Genomic DNA, 20,386 nt, shown 5'->3' with positions numbered 1-20,386 from the left:
GTCCTCCCAACTCATCGTCGATCTTCACGTAGAGTGCGGTGAGAAGGGTCTCGATGTCGTTCGTCACAAAACGATCATGGAGGCCCTTCCCCTATGCACCGCAAGCCTTCGGACTTACTCGTCTAGGTTTCGTCGAGGACGGGTACCGGTTCGCCGACCGCCCCATCGTCTTGGACTTCGACGGCATCCAGATGAAGATCTGCCACTGGAAGTTCGATGAGCTGTCGATCGGCTGGCACACCATCGACACGACGGCCGCGATGAGCGGCTGGGAGTACGTCGAGCAGACGCCGGCGTGGTCCGACGCCGACGAGCGCCGTGAGCCGTTCATCGATCAGGAACTCCACGAGGTCGCTCTGCTTGAGTGGGCCATCATCACGTCATGACCTGGCGGACGGCACCCTCGCTGAGGAGGTCGTCTTCGATACCGGTAGGTGGCCAGGCCGCAACCCGCATAAGCGACTGGAAATGTCCCGTGCTCTCGGCCGCCCGGCTCATGCCGTGGGTATAGGACCGACGGTCACCCCCAGGTGAGTACGCCCGGGCCACGCCGAATCGAAGCGCACCGAGGTGATCTTCTCGGCCAGCGTCAGCGTTGCTGCAAACCAGTCCTGAGCCCAGGCGTCGAGGCCCACACCATGATCGACGACCCAGCCCACCTCTGCCTCATCGGGGTTCACGGAATCGAGGGCCACCGGGTCAAAGGAATAAAGGACATGGCCGCGCTCGGCCCACTTGACGTAGGCATCCCCGTTGACGGTCCAGTAGACACTCAAGGCGGCTCCGTCCGAGGAGAGCCGCCGCAGCAACGCGGACGAGATTCCGCGATGGCTCGTCGGCTCCACCACCACGACCCAGTCGCCCTGCTGATCGAGCAGGATGGCGCCGTCGCGCGGGTCGTCAGGGTCGAGGTCATACCCTTCCTCGTATATGTCCTCGAAATCGGCCTCACGTATCTGGAGCGGATCTCCGCCGAAACGGCGGACGCATTCTGGTAAGGATAGGCCACCGATCCACGTGATGCAGGTTGGTTCTTCGAAGAGCAGGTGCGCCGTCGCTTCATAGACATCGAATATTTCGCTCATCATGACTCCACAAGGAGGGTGCGGCACGATCGTGCATACGCGATCGTGCCGCAACCGGATCCAAATCAGCCAGATGATCCTAACCGTCTACGGTACAGCCGTCCAGGTGGAAGAGCTCCTCCGGAGTCGGGTTGGTCGCCACATATCCGGGGGCGCCGCTCCTCGGACTGGACGTGTTTCTAGCGATCGTGTCAACCCAGAACTCGTCGGTCTCCAACAGTCGAACCCGGTTATACCAGTGACCCAGCCTGCTGCCCGCCAGACAGTTGTCTTCTCCTTCGATCACCGCTACCGAGAAATGGTAATCTGTTTGGCTCGCGCCCTGCAGAGTCGATGCGAATGGATATTCATCGCAGCTGTCCGGATCCCAGTACTGGCGAATGAACAGCTTGCAGGTGGAGATTGCCTTCTTCCGGTTGTTGTAGGGGATCGTCCCCTTCACCTTCGCACTAGCTCTGGTCACCTTCAGACAGCCACCGTAGGTGCACCCCGGTGCCCACCATTGAAACGCACCGGGTATCTTCTTCGGTACTCCGTTCCCGGCCTTGGGAATGGTGGTCTGCGGATTGTAGAGTGCCGCCGCGATGTGCGAAGCCGATTTGGTGACGAGATCGTCATTCTCGTCGAGCATGAAGATCGGCCGGATGTGCCAGACGATGCAGCCACCCTTGTACGCTCTGATCTTCGACGACGTGTCGCAGCGGAAGAGCGCGGGATTCTTCGTGGGGTGCAGGTGATAGTGACGAGACTCGAGATCGGCCTGCTGATAATTGACCCACGGGCTGATCTTGCAGTACCTGATCTGATCCCCTGTACCTGAGCCTGGAGCACCGATCGTCATCTCGAAGCCATTCTCCGGGCTCGACTTCGATTCATTGATCCACTGCTCGAGAGTGGCGGTCCGGCCGTTCGGGAAGTTGGTCGTGCACCCGCTTCCACCGACTCCCAGCCCGACCGCCACCGAGCGTTCCAGGTAGTCGTCGTCCAGGGCGTCCCAGTTGTCGATCCGGACCCAGGCCTTGATCTGCCTGCTGTTGACGCCGGCCGCAGCGTCCCTGGCCGGCATTCCGCTTCCGGCAGCCTTCCAGCCGATTCCCACATAGGAGTGCATGACGACGGTGAGCTTGGCCGTGTACATGAAGACATCGCCGAGCTCGTTGTCGTCACTGTTGTCCTTCACCTCACCGATGCGCATCACCCAGCACATGTTGAAGGCGTTCTTGTAGATGGCGGCGGGGCGATTGGGGCGCTTGGCGATCTCGTCCTGACATTCCTTGTGAGACAGCCGCTGGTAGGGGAACGCCGAGCTGGCTGCCGCTGCGGTACGTGGGGCGGCGGTCGCGGACTCCCCAGCACGTGGCGCGGCGGTCGCCGTCTCTTCGGCGGGCGCGGCGAGCGTGGGGAGCGTGGACACCTCTGCAGCGGTCAGCGCCTGCTGAAAGACTACGACCTCGTCGAGGTTACCGTCCATCCGAGTACCCAGCGACAGCGCGGTTGCGGCGTTCCATGCCGCTTGCGTGACCGGCTCGGACAGGAGTGGAGCGCCGTTGAGGTAGAGCGTGGCCAAGCCGGCGGTGGCGTCGTAGACGCCGGCCAGATGGAACCACTCGTTCACTGGAGGTTCGGTCCCGGAGACGACCCCTTCAGAAGCCGCATCAGTGCTGTCAGCGCCTCTAAGGGTGAACACGAGACCGTGCTCGGGGTCGTTGCCGAAACGGAACGGCGCGACATTGTCCCCCTTCTGCTCCAGTACGGTGAAGTCGCCGTCCTTGTCACTCCATCGAAGCCAGGCAGCGATGGTGAAGCTGTCGTTCGTACGCAGCACCGGACCGGAGGTCATCGCCATGGGCCCCGAATCGCTCGATTCGGTCTCGATGCTGAAGGACTGCCATTCGGACCAGTCCGATGTGGCGGAGGTGGCGCCGTTCACCGCTCGTACGCGCCAGCGTGCCTTCCATCCGTCCACCAGCTTGCCCGCCGGGACGACAACAGTCGCCCGACCTCCGGAGGCGGTGGCAACCGAGGTCCCGGCCCAGATCTGGCCCGTTCCCTGGCTGGTCGCCGAAGGATCGTGCTCGACCTCGAACTCAGCCGTCAGGCTGGCTTCCCCGATGTCGGAGACGGTCGCCGCCAGTTGCGGAGTCACGGAACTGGTGACGATGGCACCGTTGACGTTCTGCGCGGGTGACATGGCAAGCTCTGTGGCGGTCGGCGGCTGTGCCGACCCGCTGGTGATGATGGTAAGCGTCGGCGGCGCGTTGAAGTCCGTGTCCTCCGAAGAGGTGAACGCCCGGTAGTTGTCGACGTCCGCCTCGCCAGGCGACTTGAGCACCAGCCCATGGTTGGCGGCGCCAGCGGCCCAGTCCTGGGCGATGCCGGTGACATCCCACTCCATCCTGTCCGGCCAGACCGCACAGTCGGAGTTGACGCCCTTGAAGTTGGTGGAGGCGTCCTCCGTGGTGAAGGCCGGCATGCCGCCCCAGTACAGGTTCTCCGGATCCCAGCCACCGGTCAGCCGGGCGACCTGGATGCCGCGGGCCAGCGCCGTACCGCAGTTATGGCTGTCGACGGTGTTCATGGACAGCATGGCGTTGGTCACCGTGCTGCCTTGCAGGCTGGGAGTGTCAAACTTCAGATGCGTCCGGGACTTGATCCAGCCCGCCATGGTGCCAGCCATGATGATCGAGGTGTCCGGCAAGGCGGGCGAGTCGACCGTGTCGTGCGTGGTGACCTCCATGTCGGCGCTGACAGGCAGGGTGACCGCCGCGGCCACCCGCACCGGGTACGTGGTGCTGGCGTCGGCCAGGAACGCCTGGTCCGGCTTGACCACCAGTTCCGTACGACCGTCTTCGCTGAACACCTCTGTGCCGACCTTGCCAAGCTTGGTCAGCGGGCGCCGTCCTTCGCCGCTGCCGTCCGACACGACCGGCCGTGTCCCCGTGGCGATCAGCTTGTCGTCCTTGCCCTTGAGTAGCAGGCGGCCGTCCTTGCCCTCCGATAGGGCCAGGCCCTCGTCCTCAAGTCCGATCCGCAGCTCTACCGTCTTAGCGGGCCGCTGACGCAGCACCACTTCATGCCGGAACCCGGTTGGCAACGCCGTCACGACCAGGTCGCCACCGGTTCCCGCAGCATCGGCATAGGTTGCGGTATTGCGATGGATCCTCGGCTTGGGCAGCGGCGTCGGCCAACGGAGGGCGTAGCTGTGCCCGCCAGCACTCATCCTCGCGAACGGGGCATCTCCACCGGCAGAAATCTTCACCTCTACGCCTTGGGCGATTGCGCGGGGCCGCCAGGTCCCGCCGTCATCGACCAAAGTGGTGTCGATGGGAACCCACGAGCCCTTCTTCTTCGTCCGTACTGGGCCTGTGGCGTATTCGGTTGTGAACGTCTTTCCGTCAGGAGCTGCGTAGGTGATGGACGAGTCTGTTGTTTCCTCAAGCACCGTCACACGCTGTCCGGAACTCGCCGCCTCTCGCGCGGCTGCCGCGCGACCATCCAGGGGAGCCGGTTGATGAAGTGCAGCTACACCCTGCTCGGCAGTCGAGTTCGACAGAGCGGTCCCTGTTCTGCCGGGCACCCACCTCGTCGTGGCACCGAGTGTGGCATCGTGTCCGCTTCCCGCGGAATCAGCGGCGGTCCGCCCGATCCCCTCTTCGAACGACCACCGGCCCGCCGGCGTAGGCAGCGGAGTGGGAGTTGGGACGGGGGAAGGACTCGGGTTGGGAGTAACCGGCTCCACATCGAGTGATTCCAGCCACTCTTCACGGGTCATGTCCGTTGGAACGTTGAACCCGACGGAAGAATCCTCCAGCGCGTACTCCACGGAGTTTTCGCGCACAGCGCGCGCATCCTCCTCCGTGACCTCCGGGAATGCCGGAACAGTGTCGGTGTAGTACGTTTCGGCCTTGATCTCGCTGAGCGTCGGATTGTCGTAGTACGGCAGGACGTAGCCACGAGATTGCACAACGGCAGGCTCGTACTTGATGATGAGGACGGGCCCGCGCGGAGTGTACGGGTAGGTGTCGTAGCCGCCGTATTCGTCGGATCGGTACCAACGCCAGTTGGTGGGCACACTTTCGCTGGCAGAGGACAGTTGGACGCCGTAGTCATCGGCGCCGTTCATCCATTCCTGGGTGATGTCCTCCAACGTGTGCCATATCTCGCCCTCGCCTTCGGGGCAGTCCACCCCGTAGGCGCCCTTTTCGCCGCTCTGGCCGTTGGGGGAAACGTCGGGCTGTCCGCTGCCCCACGTCATCGTGTTGATGTCCCAGTCTTTGGTGATGCGGCGCGCGACGATGCCGGCAGTGGCGGTGTCGCTGCAGTCGTTGGTGTCGTAGTTCCACAGCCGCAGGTCGGCGTTGTCGACCGTGCCGCCTTCCAGCGGGGTGCCCTTGATGTTAAAGCGTATGTAGCCGCGCCAGGTCACCGTGCCGCTGTTTGACCGGCCCACGATGATCCGGTTGAGACCCTTGTTGCTGGCACTGCTGGGATAGCTGTGACTGACGAACGTGTCGCCGGCAATACCCGTTCCGACCCAGTCCTCCAGCGGCGCGGCCAGCGTGACCGGATAGGTGACGGCCGGATCGGCCAGGAACTCAGCGTCTGGCTTGAGCACCAGAGTGCCGTCGCCTTCTAGGCTGGTCTCGGCCTGGCTCATGTGACCGGTGGCGGGTTCGCGCATCTCGGTGGCATCCAGCACGAGCGCGGAGGCCAGGTCGGCGATCTCCTTGCCCTTGCTGTCCAGCACTCCCGGCGTCTTGTCGCTGCCCTTGCCCAGTTTGAGCCCCTTGGGCAGGGTGAGCGGGACGCGGAGGTTCAGCTCCTTGGCAGGGCGTTGCCGGAGTACGATCTCGTGCCGAAATCCTGTCGAGTGAGTGCGGATGACGAGGTCAGCGCCAGCTCCATAGGCGTCGGGGTAGGTGGCAGTGTTGCCCTTGACCACCGGCTTCGGCAACACGGCCGGGACGGAGACGCTCCCCTCACCCTTGTCGCCCTTGTAGGCAACGGCGGTCTTGTCGCCGCCGAGCGATAGCGTGATGTCGCCCTTAGCGACTTTAGGCCGCAGAACGCCGTTCTCTTCGATCAGGGTCGGGTCAAGCGGCTGCCAGTCGCCATTCTTCTTCACCCGAACGGGGGCGCTGGACACCTCAGCAGTAAGCGTTTTGCCGTCGGGGTTGGCATAGTATGTACCCGTCTCAGAGCGCAGTGCCTCGATCTCGACACGCTTGTTGTCTTTCTTCGCCTGGGCGAGCTTCGCACTCGTGGGCGTGTTGGCGGCAGCCTGCTGGGGAGTGGGAGTAGGAGACGACATGGGCCCCTGGGCTGTCGCCGGTGCTGTCATAAGCGAGATGGGCAGTGTCAGTGCGGTGATCAGGGCAGCACGGCGGCGCGTCCGGGCAGATAAGCCGGACGCCGGTTGGCGTAGGTTCACTCACAGCCTTTCGAACAGATGTGGCAAATCTGAGCGATCATCACATGAGGTCAGACTAAAAGTAAAGATCGTTTTTGTAACCGGAAAGAGCCAATCCGCGATGAATCGGCAAGGCGACCTATAGTCACTGCCATGCCGCCACTGCCAGCGAGGGGGATGCCTTGCCGCCCAGGCCTTGCACCGCGATGCCTCTGGCAGCGATCGAGGCCGGGGCGTCAGCGAGTCGAATGACCAGCGACGAGCATAATCGGCCACGCCCGCGCGCCACCCCGAAGAAGCACCAGATGGGGCACGTGCGCCCGTCATCGTAGGCAACCGAATGGTCGCCTCCAGGTAAGCGCAGCCGAGAGCACAGCACGAGTGCCCCTGAGCGGACTGCTTGGAATACCACTTCCGCGAAGACGCCCGCACGTGAAGAGCGGGACCGCCCTACAAGGTTCCGGCGGGAGTATCGCTTCCACCAGGGCAAACACCCGCCCAGCGATGGACAGTGGGGAGGTCCTTACTGTGGAGCCAATGCACGCCGAGCAACAACCACATATGGCCCATTAGTAGATAAATCGAACTCCGTTCGACTCGAGCTCTCCTAATGCGAGCCCTCTTGTTCCAGGTCAACGGCGCTGCAAGTCGGACGCTCAACACGACATGGACCAGGGGTGGATCGGAGGTTGTGACTCGCCTCCAGGTGTCAGCGAGTCAGACGCGTAGTCTCGCGCTGTAGCGGAGCGCATGGGCAGCAGCCTGCCCCGGAAGCAGTACACCCGAGTTGCGGAGCGCGATCTTGCCTGGTCTTTGCCTGCCTTCATGTCCGAATTCGCGCCTGGAGGCAGGTATTTAGAAGGCGACAGGGACCAGGTGGCTCGGATGATCGGGTCACATCACCATGACAGGACCCAACTACAGCACCCTTCGACGTCCGCCATCCACCACGCCCATCAGGGTCGACAGCCTCAGCGGGAAGGTGCCCTGGCATACGGCGCCGAACGGCTTGTCCGGGCTGCCTCAACGCGACCAAGGATCGGCTGAGCACCTCGCACCAGTGGCCGGCACCAGATCTGGCTCGCTCTTGCTCGTCCGCCGTGCGCAACCCTCCCCGAACGCACAACCTCCCAATCCACGTCGGCGCCCCCGAAGGGCTGCCCAGCAGCGTCACGGTGCTTCACAGCGTCGCGCGATGCGTGGCTCCCGTAGCGGCGGTCAAGTGGGGCTTGAGTGCTGGTGCCGAGGTGGGTGTCGATACGTCGTGCCTGGCACGGCGCTCGGGGCGGTCGGTGGTGGCGTGCATCATGCTTGCCCGATTTCCTGCACCGCTGTGGCCGTGCCGGGCGGGCTGGCGGCAGTCGCGCTTCCTTCCCGGCCTGGAGGTCGGCGATGAGGCGCGCGCTGACGTTGGCCGAGATCCAGCAACTGCCGGCTGTGGTCGACGCGGTCACCGCAGGACGGGCGCTCGGATTGGGACGCACCACGGCCTACCAACTCGCCAGGGACGGCCAGTTCCCCTGCCGGATCATCCGCATCGGCAAGAGATACCTGGTGCCCACCGCCGCCCTGCTCGCGCTGCTCGGCGATCACACCCTCATCGAGGAGGACAGGACAACCGATGGCTGAAGGCAGCACGTTCAAACGCTGTTCCTGCCGCGACAGCGACGGCAAGGCACTCGGGCAGCGATGCCCCAAGCTGCGCCGCGCTGACGGCGGATGGAGCTACCGGCACGGCATCTGGAACTACCAGATCGAACTCCCGCCAGGCACCGACGGCAAGCGGCGCGGACCGCTACGGAGGGGCGGGTTCGCCACCCAGGACGCCGCCAAGGCCGAACTCGGGCAGGTGCGCGACCTGCTCGCGCTGGCCGACCCGCGCGAGCCCGCCACCCGCACCCAGATCGCCGATCTGATCAAGCGGACGCTGGCCGAGACCGACACGCTCCCGGACGTGGAGACGGTCCGCCGTAAGGTCAAGACCGGGCAGCATCTGACTCAGGAGATCACCGTCGAGCAGTGGCTGGCCGAGTTCCTCAACCGCAAGCGGAAGATCGAGGCGACCACCCGCCGCTCCTACGAGGGCCACATCCGCCTCTACCTCACCCCGTATCTGGGGCGGCTGCGGTTGGAGCAGCTCAAGGTCAGCGACATCGCGTTGATGTTCGAGCAGATCGAGGAGTTCAACGACACCATCGCCGAACGCCGCGCCGACCCCGACCCACAGGTGCGGGCCACGGTGAAGTACCGGCGACCGATCAGCATCGCCACCATGCACCGCATCCGCGCCACCCTGCGGCACGCGCTCAACATGGCCATGCGCCAAGACCGGCTGATCGACTTCAACCCCGCCGCCGTGCTGGAGATGGCCGCCTACACCCGGCCCAAGCCGATGGTGTGGACCGAGGACCGAGTCCGCGCCTGGCAGGAGGATTTTCGCACCTACCGGGAGACAGAGAAACAGCGCCGGGGCGGGCGGCGAGTCGATCCCATCGACGCCTACACCAGCGTGCCCCGCCCCTCCCCGGTCATGGTCTGGACGCCCGCGCACACCCGACGGTTTCTCAGGGAAGCCAAAGCTCACCGCCTGTTCGCCCTCTACCAGCTGATCGCGCTACGCGGGCTGCGGCGCGGCGAGGCGTGCGGGCTGCGCTGGAAGGAGGTCAATCTCGACGGCCACGTCTTGACCGTGAACTGGCAGCTCGTGCAGCTGGCTTGGGCAGTTCATGAGGGCACCCCGAAGACCGACGCCTCGGTGCGGACCATCGCCTTGGACAGCGACACCGCACAACTGCTGCGTGCCCATCGGCAACAGCAACTGCAGGAACGGCTGGCCATGGGTGAGGCGTGGACGGACACCGGGTTCGTCTTCACCCAGCCCGACGGCACCCGGCTTCACCCTCAGCACATCTCCGACCAGTTCCTCTGGCTCGCCTACCTCGCCGGCCTGCCACCCATCCGCCTTCACGACCTCCGCCACGGGGCAGCCTCACTGATGCTCGCGGCCGGAGTGGAAATGAAGGTGGTCCAGGAAACGCTGGGACACACCTCTAGCGCCTTCACCGCCGACACCTACACCTCCGTCTACCCGCAGGTGGCCATGGCCGCGGCCGAGAAGACCGCCGCCCTGCTCTTCGGAGAGGAAGACCAGACCGAACCGGGCAAACTCATCTCGCTGAGGAGCTGAACAGTCGGATTAAACGTCCGGCCCCGCGTTCGCCGCCTGCTCGCGGCGAGGCGGGGCCGCCGTTCTTGCCGCACCAGCCGGAGGTGCCAATGGATCATGAAGTGTGCGGGGTTGGTGCGGGCGAGCGCGTTTGGAGCACGTAGGCGCTAGACGAAAATTCTAGAACGAGTCCGATCCCGCATTGCCACAGGTAAAACCATGATCACAGCGCGCCCTGCAGGATTCGAACCTGCGACCGTCGGATTAGAAGTCCGGTGCTCTATCCAGCTGAGCTAAGGGCGCTCCCGCCTTATTGTGCATGATCCGGCGACATGTCACGCACACGTTTTCCCCGTGTCAGTCTGTCGACCCGATCACACCCGGCATGAACAGGATCGCCGCGACCATGGCCGCACGGTCCAGCCGGTGTTCTGTCTGGGCGTGCGGGCCACAGGGAGGATACCCGAGGAGAGGGAAGCCGGCGGCATCCACCCCTGGAGGGTACGGCGTCGACAAGGGCGATCTTGTTGCCGGAACCGGCGAAAAGATCGGGCGGAAGCGGGGCGGAAAGTCTAAGCTTCCGTGGCATGGTCGCGGCGCTCCTGCATGAGATTCCCTTGCAGGGCGGGGATGTGACTGACGGGGTGGTGCGCGTCGGTGACACCGTGCGCCGACCGGCCAGTACGTCCACGCCCTCCGTGCACGCCCTGCTCAGGCACCTTGAGGCGGCGGGGTTCGAGGGGGCGCCACGGGTGGTGGGGATGGACGAGCTAGGGCGCCAGGTCCTCACGTACGTGCCGGGCACGACCGGGTTGCGGCGGGAGAGCGCGAGCGATGAGGTGCTGGCCGGACTCGCGGTGCTGGTGCGGGAGTTCCACGATGCGACCGCGGGGTTTCCGCTGGTGATGGACGGCTGGGAGGGGGGATCAAATGATGATAAAGCGCCGGAAGTCATCGGTCATTGTGACTTAACGATGGATAACGTGATTTTTCGGGCGGGGCGGCCGTACGCGTTGATCGACTTCGATCTGGCCCGGCCGACCACGCGGCTCTTCGACATCGTCACCGCCCTCCGCCACTGGGCCCCGATCGCCGACCCCATCGACCGCCCTCCGCTCCTCCGCGCCCTCGACGTGGGCGAGCGCCTGCGCCTGTTCTGCGACGCGTACGGCGTCCTGCCCCGTGACCGGCGCCGCCTCCTCGATCTGGCCAGGCTCCGCTTCCACCGCTCCTACACCGTCATGCGCACCCGCGCCTCGGCCGGCGGCAACTGGGCGAGGATGTGGGCGAGCGGCGCCGGCGAGCGCATCCGTCGTGCCGCCGCATGGCTGGACGTGCACGAAGATGAGCTCCATGCCCACCTGGTCTGACCCTCTCGGCCTCGCTCTCGGCGTGGCGCTCGACCGGCTCGTCGCCGACCCCCGCACTCCCGCCCACCCGGTGGCCCTTTTCGGGCGTGCCGCGGCGAGGCTGGAACGTTCGCTCTACCAGGACGCGCGGTCGCGCGGAGTCCTGCACGTCGCCGTGTGCGTCGGCGGCGCGACCGCGCTCGGCGTGCTGGCCCAGCGCATCCCCGGCCGGCCCGCGCGTACGGTCGTGACGGCCGTCGCCACCTGGGCCGTGCTGGGAGGCACCACCCTGGCCCGCGAGGGCTCGTACATGGCCGCCGCCCTCGAACACGACGACCTCCGACGCGCCCGGGCCCGCCTCCCCCACCTGTGCGGCCGCGACCCTTCCCGGCTGGAGGCCAAGGAGCTGGCGCGGGCCACGGTCGAGTCGCTGGCCGAGAACACCTCCGACGCCGTCGTGGCCCCGCTGTTCTGGGGCGCGGTGGCGGGCGTGCCGGGGCTGCTGGCCTACCGCGCCGTCAACACGCTGGACGCCATGGTCGGCCACCGCTCGCCGCGTTACGAGCGGTTCGGCTGGGCCGCGGCGAGGCTCGACGACGTGGCGAACTACGTGCCCGCGCGGCTGACCGGCCTGCTCGCCGTCCTGACAGGGCCGGACCCGCGCGGCGCGCTGGCCGCGCTCAGGAGGGACGGCCACCGCCACCCCAGCCCGAACGCCGGCCGCTGCGAGGCCGCGTTCGCCGGCGCGCTGGGCGTCACGCTGGGCGGCACGAACGTCTACGAGGGCAGGGTCGAGCACCGTCCGACGATGGGTGACGGGCCCGAGCCCGACGTCAAGGACATCCGCCGGGCCGTACGCCTGACCCGCGCCGTCACCCTGGCCGCCGCGGGCACGGCCGTGCTCGCCACCTGGGCTCTCCGCCTCCGCCGTCACCGCCACTGATCGGTCGGGCCGGGAATCCGGTGATTGCTCCGCTCGGTGCAATTGCGCGGTAATCACCGAAAACCTTTTTCACATGACGCGATTCAGGTTGAGCACCAGCCAGACGACGAATATCGCGAGCAGGGTGATGCCGATCATCGACTTGGCGGCGTTGTTCGCGACGGCCTTCCTGGCGCTGACCTGCCTGGCGCTCTGCTTCCACACCTGGCGCATGATGACCATGGTCTGGAAGCGGCGGCCGAGGGCGAACACGGCGAGGGCGATGAGGATGAAGAGAATGACACGGCCGTCTGCAGGTTCCACGGAGCTCCCCCTGTGGGCCTTGATGGTTCTTAACACCCCCGAAACATTCGAGACCACAGAATACTCGGATGGCCGTGAATCGGAATAAGTTCATGGCCGCAGATCCACCACGATCGGCGCGTGGTCGGACGGCCCCTTCCCTTTGCGGGCCTCGCGATCGACGTACGCCGACCGCACCCGCCCCGCGACGTCCTCGCTCGCGTAGACCAGGTCGATGCGCATGCCCTTGTTCTGGTGGAACATCCCGGCCCGGTAGTCCCAGTACGTGAACGGGTGCGGCCCTTTCATCGGCGTCGGCACGACGTCGTGCAGTCCCAGGGCGCGGAGGTCGGCCAGCGCCTGGCGTTCTGCCGGGGTGACGTGGGTGGAGCCGACGAAGAGCGCGGGATCCCACACGTCGGCGTCGGACGGCGCCACGTTGTAGTCGCCGCACGCCACCAGGGGCCCGGCGGCCAGTTCGGCTTCGAGCGCGTCGCGCAGCGCCGCGAACCAGTCCAGCTTGTACGCGTAGTGCGGCGAGTCGACCGTGCGCCCGTTCGGCGCGTACAGGGACCACACCCGCATGCCGCCGCAGGTGGCGCCGATGGCCCGGGCCTCGGGGCGGGCGGCGCCGACCCCGTCGAGCTCCGCGAATCCGGGCTCGCCGGGGAAGCTCAGGGTCACCTCGTCGAGCCCGGCCGCGGACAGCAGCGCGACGCCGTTCCACCGCCCGTCGCCGTGGGCCGCGGCGGCGTAGCCGAGCGCGCCCACCTCCGCCGCGGGGAACGCCTCCGCGGGGCATTTGGTCTCTTGCAGGCAGACGATGTCGGGTTTGACCTCGGCCAGCCATTCGAGCAGGCGAGGCAGTCGTGCCTTGACCGAGTTCACGTTCCAGGTAGCCAGGCGCATGCCTCCAGCCTGCCACCGGCGGGGGCGGCAGGCAGGCAGCGCCCCCGCGAGCCGGTCAGCGCATCTCGCTGGTCCAGAGCGGCTTGTTGGCGGCCGAGTAGATGATGACGCGGCCGTCGTTGCTGACCGAGAGCCAGGCGCCGGGGTTTCCCGCGGTCTTGGTGGTCCACAGGGCCTTATTGTTGTTGTCGACGACGACCCAGTTGCCTTCCTTCTGCATGATCGAGCGCGCGCCCGGGTGCCCCGCCGTCGGCGTGGTGAACAGGCTGCGCCGCCCGTCGTACAGGACCGCGTTGCCCTCCTTCTGCTGGATCAGCTTGTAGCGGCCGTTGTGCGACTGGATGAACTGCCCGGGGCGCAGCACCTGGCCGGAGGGCAGCTTGCTGATGTAGGCCATGGTGGACCACAGCGGCTTGTTGGTCCTGGAGTAGATCACCAGGTTGCCGCTCTGCTTGGGCAGCTTGAGGTAGGCCCCGGGGTTGCCGACGGTCTGCGTGGACCACAGCGGCTTGTTGTCGAGGCCGTAGATGACGAGGTTGCCCTCTTTCTGCATGGTCGTCCGGGCGCCCGGCTTGCCCGCGGTGGGCGAGCTCCACAGCGCTTTGGTGCCGTCGTAGAACACCAAGTTCCCCTGCGCCTGCTGGATGAGCTTGAACCGGCCGGAGGTCAGCGACTGTCCGGGCAGCAGCCAGTCGCCGGGACCGAGGCGGTCCTTCGCGACGACGGCGGCGTTGCTCGGCTGCGCCATGGCGACGGTGGCCATCGGCCCCGCGATGAGCGAGCCCGCCATGACGGCGATCGCGGCCTTCTTCGTGATCACTATGGTTCTCTTCCTGTCGGGCGAAGATCGTGAGGGGTAGACCCTGACAGAAGGTGTTGGCGTTCTGTTGGCACCGTGGTGTTTAGCCGCCCTTTAGCGCGTTCCGGCAGGCTGTCCGGAATGGATCGCTTGGAGTTTCGCCTGCTCGGGTCCATTGACGCCTGTGTCGGGGGACGCCGCCTGGATACCGGGCCGCGTAAGCGTCGTTACGTCCTGGCCGCGCTGCTGCTGGACCTGAACCGTCCGGTGCCGGTGGAGCGGCTGATCGACGCCGTGTGGGAGGGTGATCCCCCGGACAGCGCGCGGATGACCGTGCAGGGACACGTGTACCGGTTGCGCAGGACGCTGGTCGGCGCCCGGGTGGAGACCGACTCGTCGGGGTACGTGCTGCTGGCCGACCCCGAGTCGGTGGACGCGCTGCGTTTTCGCCGGCTGCTCGCCGAGGCGGCGCGGCGCGACGACGGGTCCGGCGCCGATCTGCTGGACGAGGCGCTGGCCCTGTGGCGCGGTCCTGCGCTCGGCGGGTCGGGAGGCGGCAGGTCGCTGGAGGTGGCGGCGGTCGAGCTGGAGGAGGCGCGGCTGGCCGCCGTCGAGGAGCTGGCGCGCAGGAGGCTCCGGCTGGGGGAACCGGAGCGGCTGGTCGCGCCGCTGCGCGCGAGCGTGACGGCCAACCCGCACCGGGAGCGGCTGGTGTCGTTGCTCATGACGGCCTTCTACCAGGTGGGGCGGCAGGCGGAGGCACTGGAGCTGTACGAGCGCACCCGCCGCCTGCTGGCCGACCAGCTCGGTGTGGACCCGGGCCGGGAGCTCCGCAGCACCTTCGAGTCGTTGTTGTCCGCCCAGGCCTGAGCGGGCTCAGAGTTCGTCGAGCACGGCCCGCGCGGCGGCCTCGTCGAGCCGGTGTCCCCATTCTGCGTGCACCTCGGCGGCCCGCCTGGCGTGTTCGCGCGCCGCGTCGGGGCGTCCGTCGAGCAGGTCGGCCCGGGCGAGCAGGGTGAGCGCCAGCCCTTCGAGCCGCCGCAGGCCGTGCCGGGTGGCCGCGTCGAGCGCCTGCCCCGCCGCTTCGGCGGCCTCGGCGTGCCGGCCGCCGCGCAGGCAGACCTCGGCCAGCCAGACGCGCACGCGGGCGTCGAGATAGGGATAGGTGCGGTAGCGATAGGAGGCGATCACCTCCTTGAGCATGGAGATGCGCACGCCGAGCTCGATGGAGTCGTCCACCAGGGCGAGCGTGCTGCGCGCCTCGTCGTACTCGCTGCGCAATCCGCTGGCCCTGGCCGTCTGCACGGCCCGCCGCGCCAGGTCGGCCGCCCTGGCGTCCTCGCCCTTCAGGTGGTACGCCATGGCCGCGCTCGACAACGTTCCCGGCAGCCGGCCCGCATAGGCGGACTTCAGGCCCTCTTCGAACGCCTCCGCGGCCGCGTCGAGGTCGCCCATCGCCAGCCGGATGTCGCCGACGATGGAGCAGGCCCTGGCCCGCCAGGCGGGCGGCTCGCCGAGCCTCTCCCGCATGCGGTTGGCGCGTAGTTGCTGTTCCAGTGCCTCGCGGGCGCGCCCTGACCACAGCAGCACGATGGCGTGGTTCTCCAGCGTGGCGGCGAGCTTCGTGGAGGGCTCCAGCGCCTCCCACAGCCGGACGATGCGCTCATGCCTGGCCGCGCCCTCGTGGAAGTCGCCGAGGCTGGAGGTGGCCACGACGAAGTTGGTCAGCGCCAGGAGTGTTCCCGTGCCCCAGCCGATCCGTTCGTAGAGCTCGGCGGCGAGCTCGTAGTGGCGCAGGGCCGCGCGCGGTTCGTTCAGGACGAAGCGGGTGTTGGCCTGCGTGTGGTGCATGCTGGCCTGCCCGGCGAGGTCGCCGTCGCGTTCGGCGGCGGCCAGGCCCTTCCGCGCCAGGGCCGCGATCACGTCGGGCTGGTACGTGCCGTACATGAAGGCCCGCAGGGTCTCGATCAGCCGCCACAGCATGCGTCCCGAGGCGTGGTCCATCACCGCCAGCAGGTTGTGCTGCTCGGCGTCCAGCCAGGCGGTGGCCGCGCCGGCGTCGGCGAACTCCTCCGCGTCGTACGGCGGGTCTTCGGGCGTGAGCGGCAGCAGCTCGATGGAGGGCGCGAGGAGCGGCGCGGCCGCCCGCGCGGTGTGCAGGTAGTAGGCGTGCAGCCGGGCGGGGTCGTCGTCACCCGCCGTGCAGTGCTCGCGGGCGTAGAGGGCGACCAGGTCGTGCAGCCGGTAACGGCCTGGCGTGTGCTCCTCCACGAGATGGGCGGAGGCGAGCCTGGTCAGCAGCCGGGTGGCCGTGGCCGGGTCGGTGCCGGCCAGGCGGGCGGCGGAGTGGGCGGTGAAGTCGCAGCCGGGGACCAGCCCGAAGCGCCTGAACAACATGCGCGCGTCGTCGGGGAGCGCGGCGTACGAGCTGGCGAACGCCGTGGCGACCGTGGCCTGCGCGTCTCCTTCGACGGCCAGCGTGCTCCAGCGGTCGGCGTGCAGCTCCTTGATGTATTCGCGCAGGTCGGCCCGGCCGATGAGGTTGGCGCCCGCGATGGCCAGGGCGAGCGGCAGGTGCCCGCAGAGCTCGGCCAGCTCGGCGACGGCCTCGGGGTCGGTGTGGACGACGTCCTTGCCCACCAGGTCGGCGAGCAGGTCGCGGGCCTCGGTGGGGGTGAGCGTGGCCAGGCGTACGCTCTGCGCCCCCTGCAGGATGAGGCCGCGCAGCGTGTCACGGCTGGTGACGATCACCCCGCAGGAGCCGCCGGGCAGCAGCGGGCGCACCTGCTCGGCGTCGGCGGCGTTGTCGAGCAGGAGCAGCACCCGCCTGGTGGCCAGCGTCGAGCGGTAGAGGTCGAGCTGCTCGGCGATGCTGTTCGGCGCAGGCACGCCCAGAGCGCCGAGCAGCCGGGTCAGCACCCGCTCGGGCGGCAGCGGCTCGCCCTGCCCGTAGCCGTTGAGGTCGACGTGGAGCTGGCCGTCGGGGAACTCGGCGGCGACCCGGTGGCCGACGTGCACGGCCAGCGCCGACTTGCCGATGCCCGCCGCGCCGGTGACCACGGCGACGCGGCCCTCTCGCAGCAGCTCGCGCACGCGCTCGGTCTCGGCCTGCCTGCCGACGAAGCCGGCGACGTCGCGCGGGAGCTGGCGCGGCACCACCGGCCGGTGACCTTCGACGATGCGTTGGTGCAGGTCGCTCAGCCGGGGCCCGGGGTCCACGCCCAGCTCCCCCGCGAGCAGCCGCTGCACCCTGTGGAACAGTTCCAGGGCCTCCGCCGTCCGCCCGTCGTGCCACAGCGCCGTCATGGCCAGCGCGTGCGGCGTCTCCCTGAGCGGCTCTTCGTCCCTGAGCTCCTGCAGCAGCGCGGGCACCTCGCGGTGGCGGCCCAGCTCGATGAGGGCGGCGGCGTACTCCTCGACGAGGTCCCACCGCTCGCCGGTCAGCGGGCCGCGTACGCGCTGGTCGACCCAGGTGGTGCCGACCCCCTGCAGGGGCTGCCCGCGCCACAGGGAGAGCGCCCGCTCCCAGACCGCGGCGGCGTGCTCCGGCCGGGTCGCCGCCCGCCCCTCGGCGGCCAGGCGGCGGAAGCGGCGCACGTCGATCTCGTCGTCGGGCACGGCGAGCGAGTAGCCGGCCGTGGTGCTGGCGATGCGCCCGCCCAGCGTCTTGCGCAGCTGGGAGACCTTGAGCTGGACGATGGTCTTGGCGGTCTTGGGCGGGTCTTCCTCCCACAGCGCCTCGATCAGCCGGTCGACCGGTACGTAGGCGCCGTGGCAGGCCGCGAGGAGCCCGAGCACGCACTGTTGCTGGGCGCCCTCGATCGGGATCTCAGCACCGTGGTCGTGCACTTCGACCGGGCCGAGCACGCGGATGTCCATCGTGTCCGAGCCTAATGCGTCAAACGTTCGTCATCTTCGCATCTGCGCCGGGAGCACGCCCGCCGACGGGGCCACGGGCCACCGTCAGCGGGCAGGGCCGACTCAGACGCCTGCGACCTTTGCCGGTTTTTTACGATCTAGCGCCGCGCGCGCTCGACGCCCACGGTGATCTCGTTGCCGAGCCGGAACCCCATGAGCAGCCCCAGGTCGTCGCCGCTCCAGAACCTGCCGGGGTCGTACCAGTTGGGCCGGCGACCGGCGGGCAGCAGCCCCATCTCCTCGTAGGTGACCGCCACGACCTCGGCGCAGTAGGCGCTCTCCAGCGTCTGCTCCCGGCGGCGGCGCGGGATCCGGCCCCTGGCCCAGCGGGCGGCCAGCCGGGTGGTGGAGGGGAACGGGGTGCCGTCGAGCCGGGCGACCGTGCGCAGGGCGGCGTCCTCCATCTCGCGCGTCGCCTCAGGGTCGAGCTGGCGCAGCCACGGCCGCTGGTCGTACCGGTCGGCCCAGACCGTCACGGCGTCGCGCAGGTCGTGCAGTTGCACTCCGCGCTGGTGCGTGCCCGCCCACAGGTCGGGCAGCGACCGGCCCAGCTCGGCGTGCCACATCATGGGCGGCAGGTCCTCGATCACGATCGCCATGCCCACGTGGTTGACCGGGCTGTTGGTCACCGTCTGGATGGCACGGTCGGGCACCGAGCGTCCGCGGAAGATCCACAGGTCGCCGGTGCGCGTCACCTTGACGGCCTCGTCGAGAGTCAGCACACCGTTAGCCTAGGCACATGCGCTGGTGGAAGATGCTCGGTCTGGCCGGAATCATGGGAGTGGCCGCCACGGGAGTGGTGATCGCGCGGGCGGAGCGGCGCCGCCGCGCCTACACGCCCGAGGAGATCAGGGCCCGCCTGCGCGAGCGGGTCGACGCCACCCGCGGTGACACCTCAGAGGAGGTCACGCCGACGGCCTGAGGCCGTGCACGAAGACCACGTCGGGATAGGCCGGGTTGTCCTCATATCCCTCGACGCCGCCCAGGTAGGCGCGTTGCGAGTAGACCACCCACGGCACCGCCGCGGCCACCCGCTGGTCGAGCACTCTGACCGTGGCCTGCTCGTAGGCCTGCTGCGCCGCCGCCTTGTCGGTCATGGCCAGCTCGGGCACTGGATAGAGCAGCGTGTCCAGGGCTTTGTCGCGGAGGTAGGACAGGTTGAACTCCGGCTTGTCCGAGCTGTGGAAGACGTTGCCGAAGTAGGAGTAGCCGTCGGCGTAGTCGGGCCACCAGTACATGATGAAGATGTCCTGGCCGCGTTTCCTGCCCAGCTCCCACTGCGCGTTCCAGTGCATGGGCAGGGCGTCGAGGGTGACGTTGAGCGGGCGCAGCGCCGCCCGCAACCTCGCGACGAGCACCTGCTGGTCGTGCTGACCCCGCCCGTACGTCACGCGCAGGCGCAGCGGCTGGCCGCCGGGCCCGTAGCCCGCCTTCTCCAGCAGCCTGGCGGCGCCCTCCAGGTCCTGCCGGGGCTCCCTGCCCGGCACGTGGCCCAGCAGCCCTTCCGGCACGACGCCGCTCGCCGGGCCCGCGGCGCCCCGGAGCGCCCGCACCACGCCCTGGTAGTCGACGGCCTTCTGGATGGCGCGGCGCACCCGGATGTCCTTCATCGGGCCGCGCGCGGTGTTGAACAACATCATCGCCGTGGTGAACGAGCGCGCCTCCGACGTGCGGATGCCCGGCGTCGCCGAGGCCCTGGCGAACAACCGGGGTGAGAGCCGGCCGACGAAGGTCGCCTCGCCTTCCGTCAGCATCCGGTACGCCCTGACGGGGTCGGGCACGGCACGGAACTTGACGGTGTTGTAGTGCGGCCTGCGCCAGCCACCCCAGTAGCCGTCGTAGGCGGTGAGCGTGAGTTCCTCCTCCGCGCCCTTCTGCCACCGGGCCACGGTGTACGGTCCGGAGCCCGCGTCCCTTCCCTGCGCGAACCACTTCGTCAGGTCGGGGGCCGCCTTCGTGTCGTAGATGTAGGCGGCGTACCCGGCGGAGGCCACCAGGTCGAGCGGGACGGCGTAGCGCAGCGTGAAGGTCACCGTCTGGGGGTCGTCGACCCTGATGGAGGAGACGGCGTTCCAGATGTAGGAGGCTCCGGTCCTGGACTTGATGGTGCGCTCGATCGAGGCCTTGACGGCCGCCGCGTCCACCGGTCTGCCCGTGTGGAAGGTCACGCCTGAGCGGATGGTGAACGTCCAGGTGCGGCCGTCGGCCGAGGCGCGCCAGGACGTGGCCAGGCGGGGGGTGGCGATCTTGGTGACCGGGTTCCAGAGGGTGAGGGTCTCGTAGATGTTCTGGAAGGCGATGATCTCGTTGGAGTGGGAGCGGCTCGGATCCCACTCGGTGATCACGTCGGTGTTGTAGACATGCACGAAAGGCGCCGTGCCTTCCGGCGCCTGGCGCACCTCCGTGGGGGCTGCGCACGCCGCGAGGAGCACCAGCGCCGCGGCCGCAACGAGACGACTGCGCAACGCGTCCTCCTCCATCACCGATGTACCCGGGGAAACCTACTGCATGATCATGAAAACATG

15 protein-coding genes and 1 tRNA gene are annotated in these 20,386 nt (G+C 68.0%); 7 read left to right on the top strand and 9 right to left on the bottom strand.

Features of this window, described 5'->3' with window-relative positions; genetic code table 11:
- Nucleotides 1-53: 53 nt before the first annotated feature.
- Entirely contained in the window at nt 54-386 is a 333-nt protein-coding gene (locus ABGB01_RS43465) for a hypothetical protein (protein ID WP_347779967.1), read from the top strand.
- A gap of 108 nt (nt 387-494) precedes the next feature.
- Here ABGB01_RS43465 and ABGB01_RS43460 read toward each other — a convergent pair whose 3' ends face one another.
- Nucleotides 495-1,085: a DUF6461 domain-containing protein gene (locus ABGB01_RS43460; protein WP_347779965.1), complete on the bottom strand. Its 591-nt coding sequence runs from the start codon at nt 1,083-1,085 to the stop codon at nt 495-497.
- A gap of 79 nt (nt 1,086-1,164) precedes the next feature.
- Nucleotides 1,165-6,426 carry a DNRLRE domain-containing protein gene (locus tag ABGB01_RS43455; RefSeq protein ID WP_347779963.1) on the bottom strand — a complete coding sequence of 1,754 codons (5,262 nt, stop codon included), beginning with the start codon at nt 6,424-6,426 and terminating at the stop codon, nt 1,165-1,167.
- A 1,461-nt stretch (nt 6,427-7,887) separates the two neighbouring features.
- Between ABGB01_RS43455 and ABGB01_RS43450 the strand changes: the two genes are divergently transcribed.
- Nucleotides 7,888-8,124, top strand: a complete 237-nt coding sequence (locus ABGB01_RS43450; protein WP_347779961.1) for a helix-turn-helix domain-containing protein — start codon at nt 7,888-7,890, stop codon at nt 8,122-8,124.
- Nucleotides 8,117-9,682: a tyrosine-type recombinase/integrase gene (locus ABGB01_RS43445; protein ID WP_347779960.1), complete on the top strand. Its 1,566-nt coding sequence runs from the start codon at nt 8,117-8,119 to the stop codon at nt 9,680-9,682. The genes ABGB01_RS43450 and ABGB01_RS43445 overlap by 8 nt, the downstream gene beginning before the upstream one ends.
- Before the next feature lie 208 nt (nt 9,683-9,890).
- Here ABGB01_RS43445 and ABGB01_RS43440 read toward each other — a convergent pair.
- Nucleotides 9,891-9,964, bottom strand: a tRNA-Arg gene (locus tag ABGB01_RS43440).
- Nucleotides 9,965-10,293: 329 nt separating this feature from the next.
- Here ABGB01_RS43440 and ABGB01_RS43435 point away from each other — a divergent pair.
- Entirely contained in the window at nt 10,294-11,031 is a 738-nt protein-coding gene (locus tag ABGB01_RS43435) for a phosphotransferase (protein ID WP_347779959.1), read from the top strand.
- Complete coding sequence (locus tag ABGB01_RS43430) at nt 11,015-11,953, top strand: cobalamin biosynthesis protein (RefSeq protein WP_347779958.1); 939 nt, start codon at nt 11,015-11,017, stop codon at nt 11,951-11,953. The genes ABGB01_RS43435 and ABGB01_RS43430 overlap by 17 nt, the downstream gene beginning before the upstream one ends.
- Nucleotides 11,954-12,022: 69 nt before the next feature.
- Here the strand turns inward: ABGB01_RS43430 and ABGB01_RS43425 are convergent, their stop codons facing one another.
- The 3 genes from ABGB01_RS43425 to ABGB01_RS43415 all read right to left on the bottom strand — a co-directional run bounded on the left by ABGB01_RS43425 (nt 12,023) and on the right by ABGB01_RS43415 (nt 13,964).
- A complete protein-coding gene (locus tag ABGB01_RS43425) occupies nt 12,023-12,256 on the bottom strand; it encodes a hypothetical protein (protein ID WP_132600066.1) in 234 nt (77 codons plus the stop codon).
- Between the two features lie 90 nt (nt 12,257-12,346).
- Entirely contained in the window at nt 12,347-13,144 is a 798-nt protein-coding gene (locus tag ABGB01_RS43420; protein ID WP_347779957.1) for an exodeoxyribonuclease III, read from the bottom strand.
- 55 nt (nt 13,145-13,199) lie between these two features.
- A complete protein-coding gene (locus tag ABGB01_RS43415; RefSeq protein ID WP_347779956.1) occupies nt 13,200-13,964 on the bottom strand; it encodes a hypothetical protein in 765 nt (254 codons plus the stop codon).
- A 120-nt stretch (nt 13,965-14,084) separates the two neighbouring features.
- Between ABGB01_RS43415 and ABGB01_RS43410 the strand changes: the two genes are divergently transcribed.
- On the top strand, nt 14,085-14,813 hold the full coding sequence (locus ABGB01_RS43410; RefSeq protein WP_347779954.1) for an AfsR/SARP family transcriptional regulator: 729 nt from the start codon (nt 14,085-14,087) through the stop codon (nt 14,811-14,813).
- Between the two features lie 6 nt (nt 14,814-14,819).
- Here the strand turns inward: ABGB01_RS43410 and ABGB01_RS43405 are convergent, their stop codons facing one another.
- Both ABGB01_RS43405 and ABGB01_RS43400 read right to left on the bottom strand, forming a co-directional pair.
- Nucleotides 14,820-17,822 (bottom strand): BTAD domain-containing putative transcriptional regulator, encoded by a 3,003-nt coding sequence (locus tag ABGB01_RS43405; protein ID WP_347779952.1) that lies wholly within the window; start codon nt 17,820-17,822, stop codon nt 14,820-14,822.
- Nucleotides 17,823-17,959: 137 nt separating this feature from the next.
- A complete protein-coding gene (locus ABGB01_RS43400; protein WP_347779950.1) occupies nt 17,960-18,583 on the bottom strand; it encodes a hypothetical protein in 624 nt (207 codons plus the stop codon).
- Between the two features lie 17 nt (nt 18,584-18,600).
- Here ABGB01_RS43400 and ABGB01_RS43395 point away from each other — a divergent pair, with 17 nt between their 5' ends.
- On the top strand, nt 18,601-18,783 hold the full coding sequence (locus ABGB01_RS43395; protein ID WP_347779970.1) for a hypothetical protein: 183 nt from the start codon (nt 18,601-18,603) through the stop codon (nt 18,781-18,783).
- On the opposite strand, the gene ABGB01_RS43390 is transcribed toward ABGB01_RS43395, so the two are convergent.
- Complete coding sequence (locus ABGB01_RS43390; protein ID WP_347779949.1) at nt 18,767-20,326, bottom strand: ABC transporter substrate-binding protein; 1,560 nt, start codon at nt 20,324-20,326, stop codon at nt 18,767-18,769. The two genes, ABGB01_RS43395 and ABGB01_RS43390, sit on opposite strands and share 17 nt — an antisense overlap.
- Between the last annotated feature and the right edge of the window lie 60 nt (nt 20,327-20,386).

This window comes from Nonomuraea sp. B5E05 (assembly GCF_039880665.1).
Lineage (GTDB): Bacteria > Actinomycetota > Actinomycetes > Streptosporangiales > Streptosporangiaceae > Nonomuraea.
This window is presented reverse-complemented; position numbering and strand designations above follow the sequence as displayed.